The sequence below is a fragment of the Leuconostoc sp. DB-1 genome, from assembly GCF_013414845.1.
Taxonomy (GTDB): Bacteria; Bacillota; Bacilli; order Lactobacillales; family Lactobacillaceae; genus Leuconostoc; species Leuconostoc mesenteroides.
On the sequence record NZ_JABFNJ010000001.1, the window covers coordinates 1,679,513 to 1,701,304 of the forward strand.

19 protein-coding genes and 1 pseudogene are annotated in these 21,792 nt (G+C 39.5%); 3 read left to right on the forward strand and 17 right to left on the reverse strand.

The window, feature by feature from the left end; translation table 11 throughout:
• Positions 1–22: 22 nt before the first annotated feature.
• The 4 genes and pseudogenes from ilvA to ilvB form a co-directional block, all read right to left on the reverse strand.
• Positions 23–1,287, reverse strand: a pseudogene (ilvA, locus tag HFP47_RS08255) (threonine ammonia-lyase IlvA).
• Between the two features lie 72 nt (positions 1,288–1,359).
• Positions 1,360–2,403, reverse strand: coding sequence for a ketol-acid reductoisomerase (gene ilvC / locus HFP47_RS08260; RefSeq protein WP_011680494.1), 1,044 nt, complete (start codon positions 2,401–2,403; stop codon positions 1,360–1,362).
• A gap of 36 nt (positions 2,404–2,439) precedes the next feature.
• The gene (locus HFP47_RS08265) at positions 2,440–2,685 is read right to left on the reverse strand and encodes an ACT domain-containing protein (protein WP_010296022.1); all 246 of its coding nucleotides are present in this window, start codon (positions 2,683–2,685) and stop codon (positions 2,440–2,442) included.
• Positions 2,685–4,397, reverse strand: coding sequence for a biosynthetic-type acetolactate synthase large subunit (ilvB, locus tag HFP47_RS08270; protein ID WP_179876310.1), 1,713 nt, complete (start codon positions 4,395–4,397; stop codon positions 2,685–2,687). Before ilvB ends, HFP47_RS08265 begins: the two co-directional genes overlap by 1 nt.
• 318 nt (positions 4,398–4,715) lie before the next feature.
• Between ilvB and HFP47_RS08275 the strand changes: the two genes are divergently transcribed.
• Positions 4,716–5,507, forward strand: a complete 792-nt coding sequence (locus tag HFP47_RS08275; RefSeq protein ID WP_025268550.1) for an ABC transporter ATP-binding protein — start codon at positions 4,716–4,718, stop codon at positions 5,505–5,507.
• Positions 5,508–5,918: 411 nt separating this feature from the next.
• Here HFP47_RS08275 and HFP47_RS08280 read toward each other — a convergent pair whose 3' ends face one another.
• Both HFP47_RS08280 and HFP47_RS08285 read right to left on the reverse strand, forming a co-directional pair.
• The gene (locus HFP47_RS08280) at positions 5,919–8,360 is read right to left on the reverse strand and encodes a phosphoketolase family protein (protein ID WP_179876311.1); all 2,442 of its coding nucleotides are present in this window, start codon (positions 8,358–8,360) and stop codon (positions 5,919–5,921) included.
• 186 nt (positions 8,361–8,546) lie between these two features.
• Complete coding sequence (locus tag HFP47_RS08285; RefSeq protein ID WP_011680498.1) at positions 8,547–9,275, reverse strand: GntR family transcriptional regulator; 729 nt, start codon at positions 9,273–9,275, stop codon at positions 8,547–8,549.
• A 77-nt stretch (positions 9,276–9,352) separates the two neighbouring features.
• Between HFP47_RS08285 and HFP47_RS08290 the strand changes: the two genes are divergently transcribed.
• Both HFP47_RS08290 and HFP47_RS08295 read left to right on the forward strand, forming a co-directional pair.
• On the forward strand, positions 9,353–9,853 hold the full coding sequence (locus HFP47_RS08290) for an aminoacyl-tRNA deacylase (protein WP_179876312.1): 501 nt from the start codon (positions 9,353–9,355) through the stop codon (positions 9,851–9,853).
• Positions 9,846–10,388, forward strand: coding sequence for a hypothetical protein (locus HFP47_RS08295; RefSeq protein WP_179876313.1), 543 nt, complete (start codon positions 9,846–9,848; stop codon positions 10,386–10,388). Before HFP47_RS08290 ends, HFP47_RS08295 begins: the two co-directional genes overlap by 8 nt.
• 138 nt (positions 10,389–10,526) lie before the next feature.
• Here the strand turns inward: HFP47_RS08295 and dnaB are convergent, their stop codons facing one another.
• The 11 genes from dnaB to HFP47_RS08350 all read right to left on the reverse strand — a co-directional run bounded on the left by dnaB (position 10,527) and on the right by HFP47_RS08350 (position 21,541).
• Positions 10,527–11,990 carry a replicative DNA helicase gene (gene dnaB / locus HFP47_RS08300; protein WP_002815498.1) on the reverse strand — a complete coding sequence of 488 codons (1,464 nt, stop codon included), beginning with the start codon at positions 11,988–11,990 and terminating at the stop codon, positions 10,527–10,529.
• A gap of 1 nt (position 11,991) precedes the next feature.
• Entirely contained in the window at positions 11,992–12,444 is a 453-nt protein-coding gene (rplI, locus tag HFP47_RS08305; protein ID WP_011680501.1) for a 50S ribosomal protein L9, read from the reverse strand.
• A 16-nt stretch (positions 12,445–12,460) separates the two neighbouring features.
• Entirely contained in the window at positions 12,461–14,488 is a 2,028-nt protein-coding gene (locus HFP47_RS08310; RefSeq protein ID WP_179876314.1) for a DHH family phosphoesterase, read from the reverse strand.
• 169 nt (positions 14,489–14,657) lie between these two features.
• Entirely contained in the window at positions 14,658–14,942 is a 285-nt protein-coding gene (rpsR, locus tag HFP47_RS08315) for a 30S ribosomal protein S18 (RefSeq protein WP_004911134.1), read from the reverse strand.
• 32 nt (positions 14,943–14,974) lie between these two features.
• The gene (gene ssb / locus HFP47_RS08320) at positions 14,975–15,541 is read right to left on the reverse strand and encodes a single-stranded DNA-binding protein (RefSeq protein ID WP_014325207.1); all 567 of its coding nucleotides are present in this window, start codon (positions 15,539–15,541) and stop codon (positions 14,975–14,977) included.
• Positions 15,542–15,574: 33 nt separating this feature from the next.
• Complete coding sequence (gene rpsF / locus HFP47_RS08325; RefSeq protein WP_011680503.1) at positions 15,575–15,871, reverse strand: 30S ribosomal protein S6; 297 nt, start codon at positions 15,869–15,871, stop codon at positions 15,575–15,577.
• A gap of 256 nt (positions 15,872–16,127) precedes the next feature.
• Positions 16,128–17,558, reverse strand: a complete 1,431-nt coding sequence (pepV, locus tag HFP47_RS08330; protein WP_179876409.1) for a dipeptidase PepV — start codon at positions 17,556–17,558, stop codon at positions 16,128–16,130.
• Positions 17,555–18,382 carry an energy-coupling factor transporter transmembrane protein EcfT gene (locus tag HFP47_RS08335; protein ID WP_011680505.1) on the reverse strand — a complete coding sequence of 276 codons (828 nt, stop codon included), beginning with the start codon at positions 18,380–18,382 and terminating at the stop codon, positions 17,555–17,557. The genes pepV and HFP47_RS08335 overlap by 4 nt, the downstream gene beginning before the upstream one ends.
• A 1-nt stretch (position 18,383) precedes the next feature.
• Positions 18,384–20,060, reverse strand: coding sequence for an ABC transporter ATP-binding protein (locus tag HFP47_RS08340; RefSeq protein ID WP_179876315.1), 1,677 nt, complete (start codon positions 20,058–20,060; stop codon positions 18,384–18,386).
• 31 nt (positions 20,061–20,091) lie between these two features.
• Positions 20,092–20,655 carry an ECF-type riboflavin transporter substrate-binding protein gene (locus HFP47_RS08345; RefSeq protein WP_002815489.1) on the reverse strand — a complete coding sequence of 188 codons (564 nt, stop codon included), beginning with the start codon at positions 20,653–20,655 and terminating at the stop codon, positions 20,092–20,094.
• Between the two features lie 25 nt (positions 20,656–20,680).
• Positions 20,681–21,541: an S-adenosyl-l-methionine hydroxide adenosyltransferase family protein gene (locus HFP47_RS08350; protein ID WP_041775255.1), complete on the reverse strand. Its 861-nt coding sequence runs from the start codon at positions 21,539–21,541 to the stop codon at positions 20,681–20,683.
• Positions 21,542–21,792: the final 251 nt, after the last annotated feature.

The window sequence follows — 21,792 nt, forward strand, 5'->3', positions numbered from 1 at the left end:
ATAAATCAAGTTTTTTCTTTTCCTAAACTAACATATTGAAAAGCACAGTATTTTCTTGCAAATTGATATATTTTGGAAAAAAAGCTGCTAAACGGGCTGTTAAGTCATCTACTTTCGTAACAGGATCCAGCAGAATACCAACCATGACAGAGCCTGTTTCAGAGTTTATTTTTTTAGTATATTCAAAACGAGTAATATCGTCGTTTGGTCCCAAAACATCATTTACAAATTGCCGTAATGCCCCGGGTCGTTGCGGAAACTCAACTAAGTAAAACTGTTGGCGACCCTTATACATTAATGCCTTTTGTTCCATTTCTTGCATACGGCCGATATCATTGTTTCCACCAGAAACAACTAGAACGACGTTTTTCCCTACGATATCACTGGCCATAAAATCCAAACTAGCGATAGGCATCGCTCCAGCTGGTTCGGCAACTATCGCCTCATAAGTGTACAAGTCTAATACTGCTTGAGCAACCTTTCCTTCAGGGATAGCCAGCAGTTTGTCAACATACTGCTGTGCTTGATTATAGGTAAACTGACTGACACGCGCAACGGCAGCACCATCAACAAAGTGATCAATATTCTCGACGGTGGTAGGTTTTTGAGCTTGAAAAGCCGCTTTCATTGACTGTGCCGTTTCTGGTTCGACACCTACTACTGTGGTTTGTGGTGATACCTTTTTAGAATAGGTCGACAGACCACCGATTAAACCGCCACCACCAACAGAAGCAATCAAATAATCAACATTAATATTTTGCTCTACAGCATCTTCAAATACCTCAACCGCCACCGTGCCTTGCCCAGCCATGGTACGCCGATCATCAAATGGTGCTACAAAGAACATATTATGTTTTTCAGTGTATTCAAACGCTGCACTTTGTGCTTCGTCAAAGGTATCACCGACTAGGATTACCGTAACATATTGACTACCAAAACGTTTAACCGCTTCTACTTTTTGATTTGGTGTAGTGACTGGCATAAAAATAGTTGCTTGTATCTTTAAATTATGACATGTATCGGCTACGCCTTGCGCATGGTTTCCAGCTGAAGCAGCAACAACCCCATTATTGAGTTTTTCTTTCTCTGCCTTAATGATATTGTAGTAGGCACCACGAATTTTGAACGAACGAACCCGTTGCATATCTTCTCGTTTAAGATACACATTAGCTCTATATTTTTTGATAGATAGTCATCATATGCCAATGGCGTATGCGTTACTACCTTTGACAAGACTCGATGCGCCTCATCTATTTCTTCAGCCGTTAGCTTTCCCTCAGTCGTCATGTATTCATCTCCAATTACTAATTCATTTTATGTACGAAAAGCACGCCATTTCGGTCAATGCTTCTCATTTTGTTACTTTGCTGCTGAGAATTGCTCAGTATCTGCTGCTGTCGAGTACTTATCTGCATCTGAAATCCATGGCATCATAGCACGAACCTTCTTACCTGTTTGCTCGTACAAACCGCTCTTATACTCTGTCCGCATCTTTTCCAAATCCTTCAAACCAGAATTGTATTCTGCCAACCACTTCTTAGCATAAGTACCATCTTGGATATCCTTCAAAACATCACGCATTCCTTGCTTTGATTCTTCAGTGATGATACGTGGTCCGTTCAACATTTCACCATATTCACAAGTATTTGAGCAATCGTGTCTCATCTTCTCGAAACCACCTTCAAAGATCAAATCAACAATCATCTTCATTTCATGAGATGTTTCGAAATAAGCCAATTCAGGTGAGTAACCTGCTTCCACCAATGTGTTAAATCCTGCCTCAATCAATTGTGTTAAGCCACCACAAAGTACAGCTTGTTCACCAAACAAGTCTTCTGTTGTTTCTTCTTCAAAAGTCGTTTCCAAGATACCTGCGCGACCTGAACCAATACCTTTCGCATAGGCCTTGGCCACTTCAGCTGTATCACCCGTAGGATCTTGATGAACACCATACAAAGAAGGAATTCCACCCCCTTCAACGAATTGGCGACGTTCAATGTTTCCTGGACCCTTTGGCGCAATGATCATGACATTAATATCAGCATTGGGCTTAATCAAACCATAAACAATGTTGAACCCATGAGAAAATCCAAGGTAAGAACCTGCCTTAAGGTTAGGCTCAACTTCTTTCTCCCAAACTGCCGCTTGTAATTCGTCAGGGGTTTCCATCATAACAACATCCGCTTGTGCCGTTGCTTCAGCAGCTGAGTAAACTTCGAACCCATCTTTTTTAGCACTATCAAAAGATTTTCCTGGGCGCAATCCCATGATGACATCAAATCCTGAGTCGCGTAGATTATTCGCTTGAGCATGCCCTTGTGCACCATAGCCAATAACTGCAATCTTTTTGTTTTCCAATGGTGTTGTATCAATATCTTTATCATAAAACATTTTTGTAGTCATAATAAAATCCTCCGTGATTTTAAATTCATTTTCTAATTAATAATGGCAAAAACCATCATTTACCGTTAATACATCTAATTGCTTCAATAAGTTACGTCGTACCGTTGCTGTTTGTTTGTCATTTTGAGATTCAAAGATAAATGAAATTGTCGAAATCTTTTGATCTTCATCTGGCGTCACCATTAGTGATTTAATGTTCAGATTTAACCGTGTCAACACACTCGCAAACCTTACTAACAATCCAGGACGATTGTACACACGTGTTATAAATGTTTTATCCATTAAGCATCCTCCTCGGTAATCATGTCACGATAAGGCGCACCCGCATTAACCATTGGCAAAACCTTTACATCATCAGGAATAATTATTTCAATTAGTACTGACTTGTCCGATTGAAAAGCTAATTGCAAATCTTCAAGTATTCGCTCAGGCTTCTCAATTCGAACATAATTAATACCATACGCCTGTGCTAACTGATTAAATTGTGGTTGTGATTTGAAAACTGTACTAGATAATCGACCATTATAAAATAGTGTTTGCCATTGTCTCACCATTCCTAATGAATGGTTGTTCAACAATATGATCTTAATATTTAAGTCATTATCGTTTAAAATTGCTAGCTCTTCTGACGTCATTTGAAAACCGCCATCACCAACAAAAAGTACCACCTCTTTGTCCCGTCTTGCAAACTTCGCCCCAATCGCTGCCGGAATACCGTACCCCATTGTCCCCAAACCACCGGAAGTCAACATCTGATAATTATTCTGGAATGGATAATACTGTGCTACCCACATTTGATGTTGACCAACATCTGTGACCACAACCGCCTCACCTTTAGTAACTTTGCCAACCGCTTGAATCACTGCTTGTGGCATAATCGCTGTTTCTGACTTCTGATAGTAAAACATTGAATCTCTTTTCGCTTGACGAATACTTTCTTGCCATTTTGACGTATCTGTCATTTTGGCATTTTTAATTTCCATCAAGATTGCATTTAACGCATCGTCAGCACTAGCATGTATAGCGTGAGCGGTTGGTAGCACTTTCCCTAATTCCGTTTCATCAATATCAATATGAGCGATGGTTGCATGTTTTGCAAAATCATCAACATTCGTAACAACACGATCATCAAATCTCGAACCAATATTTAAAACAAAGTCAGCCTGGTCAACAGCTTGATTGGCTGCTATGGATCCATGCATGCCCACCATTCCCAAAAATAGTGGGTTTTCTGATTCAACTGCTCCGAGTCCCAATAATGTTGAAACAGTCGGTATGTGGTAGTGCTGTATAAGTGTGCGTAGTACATCTTGTGCATTTGATTTCAAAACCCCTGCCCCAGTAATAATAAGTGGCTGACGAGCTTTAGACAAAGCCGCTACTAATTGATGAATCTGAACAGCATCAACATCCGGTTTTTGCGTATCAATTTGACGTAGCCAGATATCAGCTTGACTTTCTTCAGTGTTCTTTGCCAACATCACGCTCTTTGGCAAATCAATTAACACTGGGCCCGGACGACCAGAAACAGCCACCTTAAATGCTTCTTCAACAATTAACGGCAATTCGCCAACTGTTCTAACTTGGTAACTCATCTTAGTTATTGAACTTGTAATTGACAAAATGTCTAACTCTTGAAAAGCATCTGAACCAATAGCTGCCGATCCTACTTGGCCGGATATCACAACAAGCGGTACAGAGTCACAAAACGCATCTGCTATACCAGTGACGGTATTTGTCGCTCCCGGACCAGACGTGACTAGAACAACACCTGGTTTCCCTGTAGCTTTAGCATATCCTTCCGCAGCGTGAGCAGCTGCTTGTTCATGTCGAACAAGTATGTGCTTAATGTGCGATGATTCATATAGTGCGTCATATAGCGGTATAACAGCTCCACCAGGGTATCCAAAGAGACTATTAACACCTGCTTTCTCTAAAGAATCTAGTAGTATGTGTGCCCCATTTTTACCTTCGGTTAATACTACATTTTTCATAGCTTACTCCCTTCTTAAATTTATCAGCCACTTCGAAAATTAGTAAAATTAGATTTTGATTAACAAAGCAACAAGTGTATTGTGACAAATCGAATTAGTGCTGTCAACGTTAAAAACGGAAAAACCATGAAAAGAGAATGATATTAAAACTAATTATCACTTGGTACAACAGTATTTCTGAAATGAATATATAACTTTGGAATATTTAAGCCTATATAAAAACGGAATATTTTTAGTAATCACAGCAACTAACTAATTATAAAAATGATATTCTGAATCTATAATTTCATTTATTTTTAATACAAAGGAGAGCAGTATATGACAAATAATGCTGTATTATCGATGAAAAATGTTTCGTTTGAACGAGACAAAATGATATTAAAAAATATTAATTGGTCTTTACATAGCGGCGAAAATTGGGTGCTGATGGGACTAAATGGTGCTGGAAAAACCACATTACTATCATTGATTTATGGTAATCATTGGGCAACAACCGGAAGCATAGAAGTTCTCGGAGAAACTTTTGGGAAGACAAATGTTTTAGCGTTGAAAAAACGCATTGGTCTCATTTCTACTGCCGTACAATCCCGATTTCCAGAACATCATCTAGCCCAATATATTGTATTGAGTGGAAAATTTGGTACCATTGGTATTCACAATGATTTTGAAAAAAATGACTTGAACGAAGCCATTGGACTATTAAAGAAACTAGGCGGGGATGAGTTAATTAATAAACCTTATCGCGTTCTATCCCAAGGCCAACGACAGCTGGTGCTAATTGCCAGGGCTTTGTTAGGAAAACCTGAACTGCTTATACTTGACGAACCATGTAATGGTTTAGATTTATTCTCCCGCGAATTATTGTTGGAACAAATTAATAAGCTCGCTCAATTACCTAATCACCCAACCTTACTATTTGTCTCCCACTACACCGAGGAAATTTTACCGATCTTTAAAAATATTATGTTGCTTAAACAAGGTGAAATTTTTGCACAAGGAACGCGCGATAAGATATTAACAGAAAACGTGCTTTCTAAGTTTTATCCCAAGCCCATCAAAATATTTCCCGTAACTAATAATCGTTTCGCGGTATATCCAGCTGAATTATGAAATTTAAATGTGAGGTTGACATTATATTTCTTATATGATTTAATTTAAGTTAAATAAAACGTCGGAGAAAATGCTATGAATAAGACCATATCAGCAACTACAAAACTCATTCTCAGCCTCATCGTCATTATTACCTAACGACAATGAGCTGATGCTTGTACTGCTTATTGTCATTAGGACTATGAGCAGCTGATATGGTGATTTACAAAAACCCCCAATTAGCTAACTAATTGGGGGTTTTTATTATTCTTGTTATGCTTATATTTTTGCGTTGCAAACCAAAAAATAAAAAGAACTCCTTAAATAAACTGTGTTGTACTTTTACATGGTTTTGTTTAGTATGTAGTCAATTTAGCCATAAAAAAACCAACCATTAAAAATAATAGTTGGTTTTGATAAAATAATTTTAAATTACTTAAGTGGTGACCATGTCCAGTCAGTGAATTCTTCGATATCACGACCTTCGTTACGAGTAACTTGGAAATGCTTTGCCAAAGTGTCATCCATCTTAGCGATGAATGTATCAGCAGCAGCTTGATCAACCTTACCATTTGCAGACAAGATTTCAGCAGCTTCCTTAGCTTGATGGAAGCGATCCAAGTGTGAATATACACGCATATCATATGTCGTTGTGATGTCACCATCTTCACGATATCCATGAACGTATACATCACCCGTGAACTTACGTTCGAAGAAGAATGATTCAATCAAGTTTTCATAAGCATGGAAACCGAAGATAACTGGTGTATCAGCTTGGAAATACTTGTTGAATTCTTCGGCTGATAATTCACGTTCATCATTCATGTTAGGTTCTGACTTCTTTTGCAAACGTAGTAATTCAACAACGTTAACATAACGGAACTTAACATCTGGGAATGCTTGGTTAATCAACCACAAAGCAGCCAAAGTTTCAATTGTTGGTTCAGTACCAGCAGATGCGAATGTAATATCAACATCACCAGAAGGTGCAGTAGAAGCCCAATCAATGATCTTCAAACCTTCGTTAGCCAATACTTCAGCTTCTTCAACTGTAAACCATTGTTGACGTGGTTGCTTAGAAGCAATCAACAAGTTAACCTTATGACGTTCTGAGAAGGCACGTTCTTGAACAGCCAACAATGAGTTACCATCAGCTGGCAAATATTCACGAATAAAGTTAGACTTCTTTTCAGCCAAGTGAGTCAACATACCTGGATCTTGGTGAGTATATCCATTGTGATCTTGTTGGAAAGCAGTTGAAGTTGCAATCAAGTTCAATGATGGATAGTCATTACGCCATGCTTGTTCTGAAGCGTGACGCAACCACTTGAAGTGTTGTGTAACCATTGTATCGACAACACGCAAGAATGATTCGTATGATGCGAAGATTCCAACACGACCAGTCAAAGTATATCCTTCAAGCCAACCTTCAGCTTGATGTTCAGACAATTGTGAATCAATAATGCGACCCGTAGGGCTCAACAATTGATCTTGTGGTTCCTTGATTTCTTCCATCCATTGACGTGGTGTAACATTGAACAATCCCCACAAACGGTTTGACATTGTTTCATCAGGACCGAAGAAGCGGAAACGAGTTGGGTTCAATTGTGAAACAGCACCCAAGTAGTTTGACAATGTTGCCATGTCCATATTGCGCTTGCTATCAGCGAATTCCTTACCACGTGTATCATCATTGATATCGTTAGCGAATTCTCTCCAGTTAGGCAACTTCAAGTCTGAACGATCAGCACCACCATTTGTAATAGGGTTAGCTGACATACGCTTGTCACCCTTAGGAGCGATAGCTTTCAATTCATCCTTCAAAGAACCATCAGCATTGAATAATTCTTCAGGCTTGTATGAGTTCATCCAGTCTTCGAATTCAGGCAATGTTGCAAGATCGTGTTGTTCAAGAGGCAATGGCACTTGGTGCGCACGGAATGAGTTTTCAATAGGATTGTTACTTGCATCGTGCGTTGGTCCACCCCAGCCCTTTGGCAAGCGAGCAATAATTACTGGCCATGCAGGGATTTCACCATCTTGATACTTACCATTTTCACGTGCATCATTTTGAATAGCTTGAATATCTTCAATAGCTTGATCCAAAATGTTTGCTGCAAGTTGGTGGTATGTTGCGTAGTCATGAATATCATCGTTTTCGATGAAGCGAGGTGAATAACCCAACCCTTCAAAGAACTTTGTGATTTCTTCATCACTCATACGTGAGAAGATAGTTGGGTTTGAAATCTTGAATCCGTTCAAATCCAAGACAGGCAAAACGGCACCATCATTCTTAGCATTCAAAAACTTAATTGAGTGCCATGAAGCCATTGAAGGACCTGTTTCAGCTTCACCATCACCAACAACTGCGAAAGCAACTTGGTCAGGATTGTCCAAAACGGCACCAAAAGCGTGGCTCAATGAATAGCCCAATTCACCACCTTCGTGTAATGAACCAGGTGTTTGAGCTGTCATGTGTGATCCAATACCGCCAGGGAATGAGAAACGCTTGAACAAGTGGCTCATACCTTCGATATCTTGAGTAATTTCAGGATAATCTTCAGTATATGCGCCGTCTAAGTAAGCGTTAGTAACCATAACTTGGCCACCGTGACCAGGACCACCAACGTAAAACATGTTCAAACCATACTTGTTGATCAAACGGTTAGCATGTGCATACAAGAATGTCTGACCTGAGATAGTACCCCAGTGTCCGATTGGCTTAACTTTTACATCTTCAGCCTTGATAGGTGTATTAGTAACTGAGAACAATGGGTTGCTCTTCAAAAAGATCATCCCAGCTGACAAATAGTTAGTTGCGCGCCACCACTTATCAACAAGTTCCAAGTACTCTTTTGAATCGAAATCTGCCATGAGATTAAGTACTCCTTATTTTTTGCAAGAATCATAAACACCGTAAACCACGAACTTCTTCCGTTATTTACTCTTACAGTATAACCGATTACAGATTTTTCTTCAAGGGAAAAGGTTCAATTGGGTCAGGTTTTTAAAAAATGTGGTTGGCTTTTTAATTATATTGGAACGTACCAATGCTGTAACTTATTCGGAGTCTAAACTCACGAAGGCATTATAGCGAAGATACTTATAATGTAAACGCATTGTCGAAAATTCTAGCGGTGTTCCATCATCCATGAAGAAAATGCCTTCCATGATGCCGACTGGTTCGTTAGCAGTTAATTCTAGCAACTCTTGGTCCTCATCATTAGAAGGCTCAGCCATAATGGTCATAAACGACTTAGTTACCGTGCGGTGCTTTGTTTTTTCGATATATTCATAAACGGATCCGGAAACTATCGTTCTGTTCAGCCCAGGCAAAACATTGATAGGTACATAGCCTCGTTCAATCATAAATGGTACCCCTTCTAGTCGGCGTAACCGTTTAATTTCATAGACAAAATCTCCCTCGTTTAAAAAAAGGGCCTGTTGTTGTTCGGTTGTAGCCGGAATGACTTGAAAATCCAACAATTCAATGCTTGGCGCTTTTCCATCAACACGAAACGAATCAGAAACACCTAGGTTAGATCCTTCATGTTGGAAAATTGCATGGTTTTTTAGATAAAGCGGATTAACAAAGGTGCCACTGCCACGCTTTTTAAAGATAACACCTTGTTGCACCAGTACATTAAGTGCCCGTTTGATTGATGAGCGTGACACACCATATTGCTCAGCCAAAGAACGTTCGTCTGGTAATTTTAAGTTGGGAAATTCGCCCTGGTAAATTTTTTGTTTTAGATCCGCTTGTACGGTAACATAGATAGATTCTGACATAGTAATTATTAGTATACCACACATTGGTCAGACCAGTCATTGTATTGGTGGACCCAATTTGTGATAAAATATTACTTATGAGTAAAAAGAAAATGAAAAAAACGTTGCCCGAACAAGTCATGGACAAACACAAAGTGAAATATGAACCACTTGAACTAAATATCTTGGATAAAACGCCAGTTCAGCGTGATGCAATCCTGGAAACGTTTCACGTGAAACATGATGACATTTATAAAACACTCGCCGCACATGGGGATAAAACTGGGCCCATTGTAGCAGTGTTACCTATCACAAAACATCTGTCACTAAAAAAGTTAGCAGCTGCATCAGGTAATAAAAAAGTGGCCATGTTACCTCTTAAAGAATTACAAAGGACGACTGGTTATATTCACGGCGCTAATAACCCTGTTGGAATCTGGCAGAACAAGCATTTCCCTATTTATTTTGATCTCAGCGCTGCTGAGCAACCTTTCATTCTTGTCAGTGGCGGCGAGTTAAGTCGTTCAGATAAAATCAATCCGCGTGATGTTGCATCATTAGTTGGTGCCGACTTTGTAGATTTATTAGAGCATGACTGAATTTTTACTTCAATTTGCGCAAAATATTGGTTACTTTTTGATTTTACCTATCATAATTGCTTGGTCAATTAGTTTTTTGTCTAGCTTATTATCGCAGTGGCTGACAATTCACACATCTTATACGATAACTGCTATTCTAAGTTTTTTTGGTGTGGTAATACACGAATTGAGTCATCTAATTGTTGCCATTATTTTTCGCCATCATATTACTGAGTTTCGTTTGTGGCAAATTAGTGACGATGGTGTGCTAGGTTATGTCAACCGCGAATATAATCCCAGTAGTTTTTATCAAAAACTTGGCAATATCTTTATCAGCATCGCGCCAATAGTAGGTGTAACAGCTGCTATTTGCTCACTCATAAAATTTATATGGGTACCAGGTTTATATATTAGAAACACATTCGTTATTTTAATTATCGGTAGCCTGTTACTTGGGTTTAACCTATCAGCTGCAGATTGGCAAAATTTCAGTCGTGGTATACCATTATACTTGATTGTCATTTTGTTCATCTCAACACTACAATATCTATTTTAAAAAGCACTAGTACTTGTTCTGCTGTTTAAGCGAGCATCTCATACTAGTGCTTTTTTAATTTACTGTGTATTTTACTATCTAACGTAAACTAAGATAGTTTATAAATGGATCTTATATAGTTACTTGACTGTTATCTACCTACCACCCTGGACTAACATCAGGCGCTCCAGCGTTCATATCATTCCGATATAGCGGTGCCATAGCATTAAACTTGAATGTCGGTTTATTAAACATTAAGGTAGCTGTACCACGAGCGCCGGCTCGGTTTTTTTCAAATATAATTTCAATCGGCACCGCTTCTTGTTCTTCACGCGGATCCCCGTCACCATCTTCAGAATCGCCACGTGAATAATCATCTCGATACAAAAACGCGACAACATCAGCATCTTGTTCAATCGAACCCGAATCACGTAAGTCTGACAAAACTGGGCGCTTGTCAGTACGTTGCTCCACACCTCGACTCAATTGTGCCAGTGCGATAATTGGTGTATTTAATTCTTTTGCCATTTTTTTAATCGCTCGTGAAACTTCAGAAACAGCTTGTTGACGGCTTTCAGAGTTATTGGACTCAATTAGCCCCAAATAATCAATTACGACCATACCGATTGGATGCGGATTTTGAATGCGCTCTTCTTGAGTCATGTCACTTAACAAATCACGTTCCAATTGATGTAGCTTGGCACTAATCTGGTTAATTTTAATACCAGCAGTATCATCCATGTAAATTTTCATTTGCGCCAATGATTGCATAGCAAGTGTTAACGCCTGCCAATCTTCTTGCGTCATCTGCCCTGTGGTTAAATGATTAGAATCAATTGACCCCTCACCCGCAAGCAATCGACCAACAATATCTGTCGCACTCATCTCCATTTCAAAAATAACGACAGGCACTTTTTCATTTTTGGCTACATTACGAGCGATATTCAACACGAAAGCTGTTTTACCAACGGCTGGGCGAGCACCAAAAACAATCATCTGATCATTTCGAAAGCCATGTGTAATTTTGTCCATTTCAGGATATCCTGTTGATAAACCAACAACATCACTATCATTTTTAACCGCTTCGTCTAGATTAGCTTGATATTCCTGCAGTACATCTTTAATTTTCCTAAAGTTTTCATCACCACGATTTTCAGCAATGGTATCAATACTACGTGATAATTGCGCTAATAAATCTTCACTTGGTTCTGCAGCATCATAAGCCAACGACATTGTTCTCGTTAACGTATCAATCATTTTTCGTAAAACAGATTTTTCTCGAACAATATTTGCATAATGCTTCAAATTGGCGGATGAAGCTGTTGACTCTGATATTTCTGCCAGATAAGCCATGCCACCAACATTTTCAAGTTGATGCATACTATTCAGTTTATCTTGCACTGTCAACATATCAATTGGACGGTTTTCATCCACTAATGCCTGCATGGCTTTAAAAATAGTTTGGTTCGCTAATTTATTGAAATCCTCAGGTACCAAGATTGCACTAGCTTCAACCATCGCATTTTCTGACTTAACAGCAAAAAAGATGGATCCGAGAACTGCGCGTTCAGCATCACCATCTTGCGGCACTTGCCGATATTCATTTGATACCGGATTATCCATATTAACCCTCGCTTACATGAACACGCAACTGCGCTGTCACTTCTCGGTGTAATTTAACTGGTACATCTGTATAACCAAGTGCGTGTATTGGTTGATTGAGTTCCATTTTTCGTTTATCAATTTTGATTTGATATTGTTTTTCTAAGGCAGCCGCAATTTGTTTTGTTGAAACAGCACCGAATAAACGTCCATCTGTTCCTGATTTGCCAGTTAGCTCAACAACTGTCTTCTCGTTAGCAAAAAAATCTGCTAATTTTCTCGCTTCAGCTAGTTCCTCGGCTGCCGCTTTTTCTTCAGCCTTTTGACGCCCCTTAACTGCGCCCAAGTTTTTGCCTGTAGCCGGCTCCGCTTTCTTATTTTTAATTAGAAAATTATTGGCATACCCATCAGGTACTTCCTTAATTTCTCCTTTTTTTCCGCGACCTTTAACGTCTTCTAAAAATACTACTTTCATTTTTTAATCCCCTATGTTAATCTTCTGATTGTTCCGCAATTATATTTAATAATTGTTGTTTGGCTTCTTCGGTTGTTACATTAGCAATTTGGGTGGCTGCGTTAGATAAATGCCCGCCGCCGCCAAGGGCCTCCATTGTACGTTGAACATTACGTTCCCCAGTTGATCGAGCTGAAATACCAACCCGTCCATCCTGACGTTTAGTGATCACAAATGAGGCATACACACCGCTAATCTGCAAAAGTTCGTCCGCAGCTTGTGCAGTAAGCAAACCAGAATAGATATCCTTGTTATCACCAACAGCAATAGCATTTCCTTCATGAATCTCTGCTAAATTAACCAAATGACTTCGCGATTTGAAATCCGAAAACTTCTCTTTCATAAATGACTGAATCAAGTTGCTATCAGCTCCGTTAGCACGCAAATAGCTAGCAGCATCAAACGTACGTGATCCCGTACGCAAAGTGAAGTTTTTAGTATCAATCTGTATGCCACCTAACATCGCCGTCGATTCTAGCTTTGTAATTGGTGCATGTGACTGATCTTGATATTGCAGCAACTCAACAACTAGTTCTGATGTCGATGATGCATATGGCTCTATATAAGACATCAATGGTTTTTCATCTAAACCTTGCTCGGCTAGACGATGATGATCAATCACAACTACACGGTTGGCTAACCTCTCGAGTAACTGTGGTGCACCAGAAATACTTGCTTTGGCATGATCAACTAATACCAATAAAGTATTATCACGTACTAGCTTCAATGCTCGCGCTTCATCTACGATAGAATCATCAATATTTGATCCTGGTGCCACAAATTCTGCTGGCTTTTTGCGAAGTTCAGCTAACAGTAGCTGGATATCGCTGTACACATGTTTTTCGTCCAACACAAGAAAAGCTGGTTTACTTTTTGTCTGGGCCATACGCCAGACACCCAATCCAGAGCCAACTGCATCTAAATCCGGCATTGCATGTCCGACAATCATAATATTATCAGCCTGCTCCATTAGTTCAGCAATAGTTTGTGATACCATGCGAGCCCGGACACGGGTACGCTTTTCCATCGGATTACTTGCACCACCATAAAAACGTGCCGCTGCCTTTTCAGATTTCACAACCACCTGATCACCACCACGACCCAAGGCCAAATCTAAGTTCGTCTGGGCCATTTTAGCAAGCTTATTAATATCTGTGTCATCATATGCTATTCCGACCGACAATGTCACAGGTGAGTTCTGTTGTGCCGTTGCTTCTCGAATGTCCTTTAGGACACTGAACTTATCTTCCTCAGCTTCTTGAAGGGCTGACTGATAACCAAACATGACATAATGCAGTGTATTCAAACGGCGGATATAAATATGATGTTCGAGTGCCCAATCAGACAATGCGCGTGTCACGTATGTCCGTAAAGTAGACGTTTCGGACTCGCTCATACCATCAGTGACTTCCTCGTAGTTGTCAACCGATATTAACCCACTGAACAGCTGATGATCTTCATATTTTTTAGTAATCGCGGCATACTCACTGATATCCATCAAATAAATGACCCGTAAGTTTTGTTGAACAAATAACGAAAACTGCCTACCCTGCCAGGTGATTGTATTCGTCTCGGAAGCATCGGCATAATTATCAATCTCTAGAGCCAATTTATTATCTAGCTCCGACAATTCTAATCCAAGCACATCTCTTTTGTCTAGATATGCTTGCATATATGGATTAATCCAATCAATTTTTTTATCTTGATTAAGCAGAATAATGCCAATCGGCATTCGAATTAAAGCTTCTTGTTCACTACGTGCAATTCGATACCCCAATCCAGACAAGTACTCTTGTGCATCTTCACTAACCTCTTTGAAAGCTTGTGCACTAAATACTAATCCAATAATAACTATTGCCAACCAAATAAGTCCAAATGTTATATTAAAAAGCATAGCAAAAATAACACTCATTACACTTGATACAAGTAACAGAAATGCCACTGTACTTAGTTTAGTGTTTTGAAAGAATATTGGTAAATTTTTAAAACTAAAAAATCGTTTCACGTGCTACTTCCTTCTGATTATCATATCTTCTATTTTACCACAGGGTGTCATGATTAATATGATAATACTTCAGACAAGCCATAACATGGTGCGTTAGATACAGCTATATCCCGAATTTATACAAAATATACAAAAAAGCCTGAGGCAAACCGCCTCAGGCTTTTAGGAATTAATCTTCCGTAACGAATGGCAACAAAGCCATGATACGTGCACGCTTGATAGCAGTAGTTACCTTGCGTTGGTTTTTTGCAGAAGTACCAGTCACACGACGTGGTAAAATCTTACCACGTTCTGAGATGAAACGTTCTAATAATTCAGTGTTCTTATAGTCAATATATTCGATGTGGTTAGCAGCGATAAAATCAACCTTACGACGACGACGTGGACCGCCTTGTGGGCGACGTGAACGTTGTGGACGTTCTGAATTTTGTGGACGTGAGTTTTGTTCTGACATAATAAAGCTCCTTTCGTAGTGTTTAATTTATTTTAGAATGGTAAATCATCATCTGATATATCAATTTCTGTATTGCCACTAGCCGCAAATGGGTTAGGGGCACTATTTGACGAAGCTGATGATTGCGTATTTGAGTTTGAACTCGCACTTGCAAAAGGATCAACACCGTTAAATGAGTTGTCATTACCGCCAAACGAATGATCGTTTGATCCGCTGAAGTTGTCAGCACCATTATTAGATGCCGATGCTCCGTTCTGAGAACGACGCTTTTCACTTTCAGCGCGAGATTCGAGTAATGAGAAATTATCAACAACAACTTCCGTCACGTAAACGCGTTGGCCAGCATTATTTTCATAATTTCTTGTTTGCAAACGACCTTCAACGGCCACAAGTGCACCTTTTCCAGTGAAGTTTGCAAAGTTTTCAGCTGCTTTTCGCCAAATAACGGCGTTAATAAAGTCAGCTTCACGTTCACCACTTGCGTTGGTGAACTGACGGTTAACCGCCAAGCTAAACGTACCGACTGCTACACCTGATTGTGTGTAACGTAATTCAACATCACGGGTCAATCGCCCAATTAATACTACTCGATTAATCATAATTAACGCTCCTTTCCCAGTGAAAATTCAAATTTATTCTGCGTCGCGCTTAACAATCATGTGACGTAAGATGTCTTGAGAAATCTTTGCCAAACGATCAAATTCATTGATAGCCTTATCGTCTTCTGCAGTAAAATTGATAATGTGGTATGTACCTTCACGGTAACCAGCAATTTCGTATGCAAAACGACGAGTAGCCCAGTCGGCTGACTTTTGAATTGTTGCACCATTATCTGTCAAGATTGCATCAAAGCGCTCAACAAGAGTCTTCTTAGCATCCGCATCCAAATCAGGGCGAACAATATAAGTCATTTCGTATGATGTAGCCATTTTATTTCCTCCTTTTGGTCTCTGGCAGCCTTGGCTGCAAGGAGTGATCGCACAAATTGTGCATTCACAACTACTAATTGTACTACAATATAGCCTTACTTTTCAAGTGTTTATCAGAATTATTTCCACTGGTAACTTATAATACGATTTTTTGTCTGTCTTACTTATATAGATATGCTGTTGAATTACATTAACTACCTATCTGATTATGCAAAAAAAGCCCGCATTGTTAAGTTTGCGAACTCATTTATCTTCGTTATCGAGTCATTTCATACATTACTTGCGCGAAAATAGCTTGTGTCTTAGGGATGTTATCTACCAATACATATTCGTTTGGCTGATGACTCATGACTGGTACATCAGGAAATTGCCCACCAAAAGCTACACCACGTTTCAATAAGCGTGCATACGAGCCGCCATTAGAAATTTTATATGTCTTTTGCGTATGCGTGTGCTGAGCATAAACATCCGCAAGTACTGTCACAATTGGATCACTGAGGTCTACCATGTGCGGATGTGTACCAAAAGCTTCCTGCTTAAATATTTTGGCGTTCAAGCTCCCCATATGTCGCTGAACTTGTGTCAAAATAGCGGTTTCCGTTATGCCCATTGGATAACGGAAATTGATCCGAATCTCACTATCAGCATTAGCTTGGAATAAAATCTTACCCACATTTACTGTTAAGTCACCCATAATATCATCATGATACATCAATCCGAGCTTTTCACCGAAAACGTTTTTATGATTTGTCAAACCAAGAAACTCTAAGAATCCATGCGCTTGATCATCGAAATTATAGTTTAATAAAAAATTAGCCAAATACGTTGCCGCATTCAAACCATCTTCTGGGTAAGCGCCATGAACAGATTTCCCATACAGTGTTAATATAATATGACCATCATCATATTGACCTATACCCGAAATCATTAGTGTATCTTTGAGATAACGCTCATACGCAGCTAAAAACCCATTGATATCCACACCATCAGGCAGCTCAACATCAGCAATTGCAGTCCCTGGTACAACATTATCTCGTTCCCCAGACTGAAATCGATGTAGTTTCCACTCACCCAATGTTGTGCCTTTAAACTGAATTGATAAGGTTAGAACACCTTTTTCACCAGGAACAACCGGGAAGGCTCCGTCAGGTGAAAAACCAAACGTCGGTTCACCTACTTGATCCAAATAGGCCCGCATATCACGCCAATCAGATTCTTCATCACTACCAAAAATCAAACGTATTTTTTTTCGTGGTTGAAAACCAGCATCTTTTAATTGCTTCAAAGCGTAATAACTAGCTATTAAATCAGCTTTCATATCGTGTGAACCACGTCCATACAAGCGATTGCCTATAACTTTAGGGCTAAATGGCAACGTTATCGTCCATGCATCCCCACCAGGAACAACATCAACGTGTGACAAGACCCCAAAGGTTTCCGTTGCATCCTCTGGTCCATAGTCAATAACAACAACCATATTATCTGCGACACGCTCAACTTTAAACCCGTCACGCCTGCCCATATCAACTAGAAATTGTAGTGCTGTTTCAATACCTGCTCCAAAAGGTTGTTGAACATTAGCTGTTGTTTTATCTAACACAGATGGTATTGATAAAAACTGTAACAAGTCAGTCAATAATTCTGATTTGTACAATTGCGACTTTTGTTGCCACTGTTCAGCTGTCATTTGAAAGGATTCCACATCCGACCTCCATTAGTTATAAATAGCAAGACGCCAATCACGACAATCAATGTCGACCATAGAATCATAGCCACATCACGCATGGAAAAACGTTGTTCTTGATACCATGAACGTTTATTATAGCGCCCAAAGCGGCGCAATTCCATAGCTTGGCTAATCGTATCAATCCGACCTAAACTTGAAAATACTAATGGTAGAATAATTTGTACAGTCCCCTTCATCCGTTGGATTAAACTAGATTTTTTTGATATTTCGTAGCCACGTGCCTGTTGGGCCAAACTAATCGTTCGATAATCACTCTGTACATCAGGAATATAGCGCAAGGTAATTGCAACGGCATACGCTACTTTGTAGGGTACGCCAATTTTATTTAACCCAGCAGCAAACTCACTAGGATTAGTGGTGAAAAGCAATACAATTGACAGCGGGAATGAGAATAAATACTTTAGTAGAAGATTAAATTCGTAAAACAACTGTTCTTGCGTAATTGTAAACCAACCGCTACCAAACATCACATGTTTTGTACCATATAATTGTTCACCATATTGAGGGGCCAAAACGGTAATCATCACAAGGTTAATCAAACCAATGAATAATACCAACTTTAAAAGTAGCGCGTATTCCTGATATTTTATATGAGCCATTTTAATTAAAACAAATGACAATATTGTTAAAGCAATTAAAAAACGCGTATCATAAGAAATCATGCCAATCGTTGTTAATGCTAAAAAGCCAACTAATTTGGCAGTACCCGTAGCATGATTAATCCAAGTATTTCTTGCTTTATATCCGAAAAGTGAGTTATCCATCTTATTTCCTTATAGCTGCATTTAATTCTTCTGGATGCACAATGCTAAGACGCTGGGCTAAACGATAAATACTGGTAGTTCGCAAACTAGCAGCGTCAACTAATGCTTCATTTGCAAGTAACTCCGCTGGTGTTGTATCCGCCAATATTTGCCCATCAACAACAACCAGAGCCCGTTGAACAAAGTTTGCTAATAAATGCATATCATGAGTAATGATTATAATAGTCGTATGGTTCGTAATGTTAATATTCTGTAAGAAACTGAGTAACTGAGACGTGTGCGTTGCATCTTGTCCAGCTGTTGGTTCATCTAATATTAGAATTTCTGGTTTCAAAACCAAAACAGCCGCAATTGTAAGCCGTTTCTTTTGCCCAAAGCTTAATGCAGAAATGGGCCAATTACGCATACCATCAAGATCGACAAGTTGTAACATTTCACGCACACGTTCCGTTACTTGTTCTTCATCAATGTTACGCAATCGCAGCCCACTGGCAACTTCATCAAATACTGTTGCTTTCGTAATCATATGATTAGGATTCTGCAAAACATAGCCTATGTGGTCGGCCCGTTCTTTAATAGAATCGCTTAGCAGCGAACGTCCATCTAATTGAATATCTCCCCCACTGGGTGTCAAAAAGCCAGTTAATAGGTGGGACAAAGTTGTTTTACCTGATCCATTTTTGCCCACAATACCAAGAATTTCACCTTCATGAATTGATGTCGACAAATTTTCAAACAATGGTTCTTGCTGGTCGTACGCAAAGGTCAAATTTTGGACCAACAACTGCTTGTCATCATGAGTGACTGTCTGCACTGGTTCTGCCAAAGTTTCAATTTGGTCCCTAAAGTTTGAAACGTCCACTTTTTCAACATCTGCTACGTGAGGTATTTTATTCACTGGAACGCCTGCTCGGCGTAATAGTTGTATGTATAGTGGTTCGTCTAAGCCATTTGCAGACAACACGCCTGCTTGGATAATGGCAGTAGGCGTGTCATTAGCGACAATTCTACCATGTGCCATGACAATTACACGATCAACATGAGCACGTAACACATCTTCTATCCGATGTTCAATCACAACCACTGTCATATTACGTTCTTGTTGAAGTTCATCAATCAGTGCCATTGCAGCCGCACCAGCAGCTGGATCAAGACTAGCCAATGGTTCGTCAAATAACAATAGATCCCCTTCATCAACCAAAACACCTGCCATAGCAGTACGTTGTTTTTGGCCACCAGACAATGATTGCGGTGCCAACGTCAAACGTTTTCCTAACCCAAATCGATTGGCCCATTTAGCGACTTTTTCTCTGACAATTTTTATCGGCCGATTATCATTTTCAAGAGAAAAAGCTATATCTTCGGCGACCGTCATGCCCACAAATTGCGCATCAGAATCCTGAAGAACAGTACCAGCTTGCAAAGATAGGTCAAACAACGACTGATTTAGGATCTTTTTACCATTAATTGTCAGTTCACCAGTAATATCCCCTTGATAGGCTTGCGGAATTAAACCATTCAGTAAACGCAGTAATGTTGTTTTACCCGAACCAGATGCACCGGCTATTAAAACTTTTTCACCAGGATAAATTTGAAAACTCACATCATGTAACGTCGGTTCAGATTGCGCGTGATATTTAAATGTCACATGTTGAAAATCAATAAATGGTTCTACCATGTTTTCCCCTATGTACGTAGCCCGTGGCTACTTATTCACTACGCAATGAGCTCTTCTTAGGACGTGACTTGACATAGGCCACTAGTAAAATAGAGCCAATAATAGCGACAGACAAAATGTTAACAATTGTTGCCGCTGCGCCCTGTAAGAATACCTTACTAGCTGGCTGTTTGTATATTAATATATCGCCGATTGGCGCAACAATCAACCATGCAATAACGTTAGCAATTATTTGCCAAACATTAAACTGAACTAACTTTTTTGTTGAAAGATCCCCGCCCTCGAGGTCCAAGAATCTTTTACTCAAACCAAGTAATAGTCCAAACACACCATCAGCTAAGACCCATGACCACCAAGGGGCACCATAAGTCGCGTCAGTAATTGTGTGTCCAATAACACCAACTAAAAAGCCAACAACTGGACCAAATAAACCAGCAATCAATGCTAACCAGCCTTCAGCGACGTTAACATTAGTATTTGGCACACCAGTTGGAATAGCAATGTACTTCATTAAAATGAAAAACACAGCAGCGCCGATACCAGTTGCAACGACTGAACGCACCGATAATCCTGTTTTTTTGTTATTTTCTTTCATTTTTCTCTCCTTTTCTTTGAGACTATCATATTTCTTTGGTTAATGAAACAGCCCATCCTTGGCCAGCACCCACATGGTACGTTTGTTCAAAACTACCAGTATGCAAACCAAACGCAACTGTATACACTGAATCAATATAAATTAACGGTTCGCCAGGATTGACATCGGTAAATGTGTGCACATATGGTAGCACCTCATCAAATAACAAACTACCATCACATTTAATTTGAACACGCAGGGTATCACCATATTGCAAATTCATCTTTTCAAATTCGCGTAGGGGAATATTTGACCACAACGAACCAAAATTGACATCAGTGATATCAATATTACCCACTAATTGTGGTTGCCCATAAACCGTTTCTTGATAAACACCAGGTGTAATTGGTAAACGTACCAAATCGCTAACTGATAGTTCTTCTGTGTAGTCTTCAAATACTACTTGTCCACTAGCTAATTTAGCCCCATTATAAGCATAAATATCACGCCCATGAAATGTTGATGATTTTTCTGAACCGGGAAGGCGTTGTGTTGTTTCATCAATCACACGTACACTTTTGATTAAATCATTAGATAATAGATGCGATAAAGTGCCGTTATCTGGTGTCACAATATAGTGGCCAGCTGTCGTCTTGGCAATTACTGACAAACGTTTTGAGCCAACCCCAGGGTCGACAACAGATACAAAAACTGTGCCCGGTTGCCAATAGTCAAAAGTTTGAAACAAGCGAAACGACCCTTCAAAGATATTAAATGGCGTGATACCATGTGTTAAATCACTAACAACAATGTTATCGGCAACATTGTAGGCAACACCTCTCATGGAGCTTACCGCACCATCCTGTAATCCAAAATCTGTTTGTAACACTAAATGATTGTTTGTCATTTTCAATTCCTCGGTCATCTTATTAATGGCTTTCTAGTAGGTTATAAAAATCGTAAGAAATACAAAAAATCCCTGTTAATCATACAGATTAACAGGGACGTAAAAAACGTGGTACCACCCAGATTTAGCATAATACATGCTCTCATACTGTAACGGCGCTAACCGACCGCGAAACTTAACAACTTAAATCTCACGATATCATCCACGTTCATCTTCAATAAACTGCTTCATGTCAGCTTCCACTATCCTGA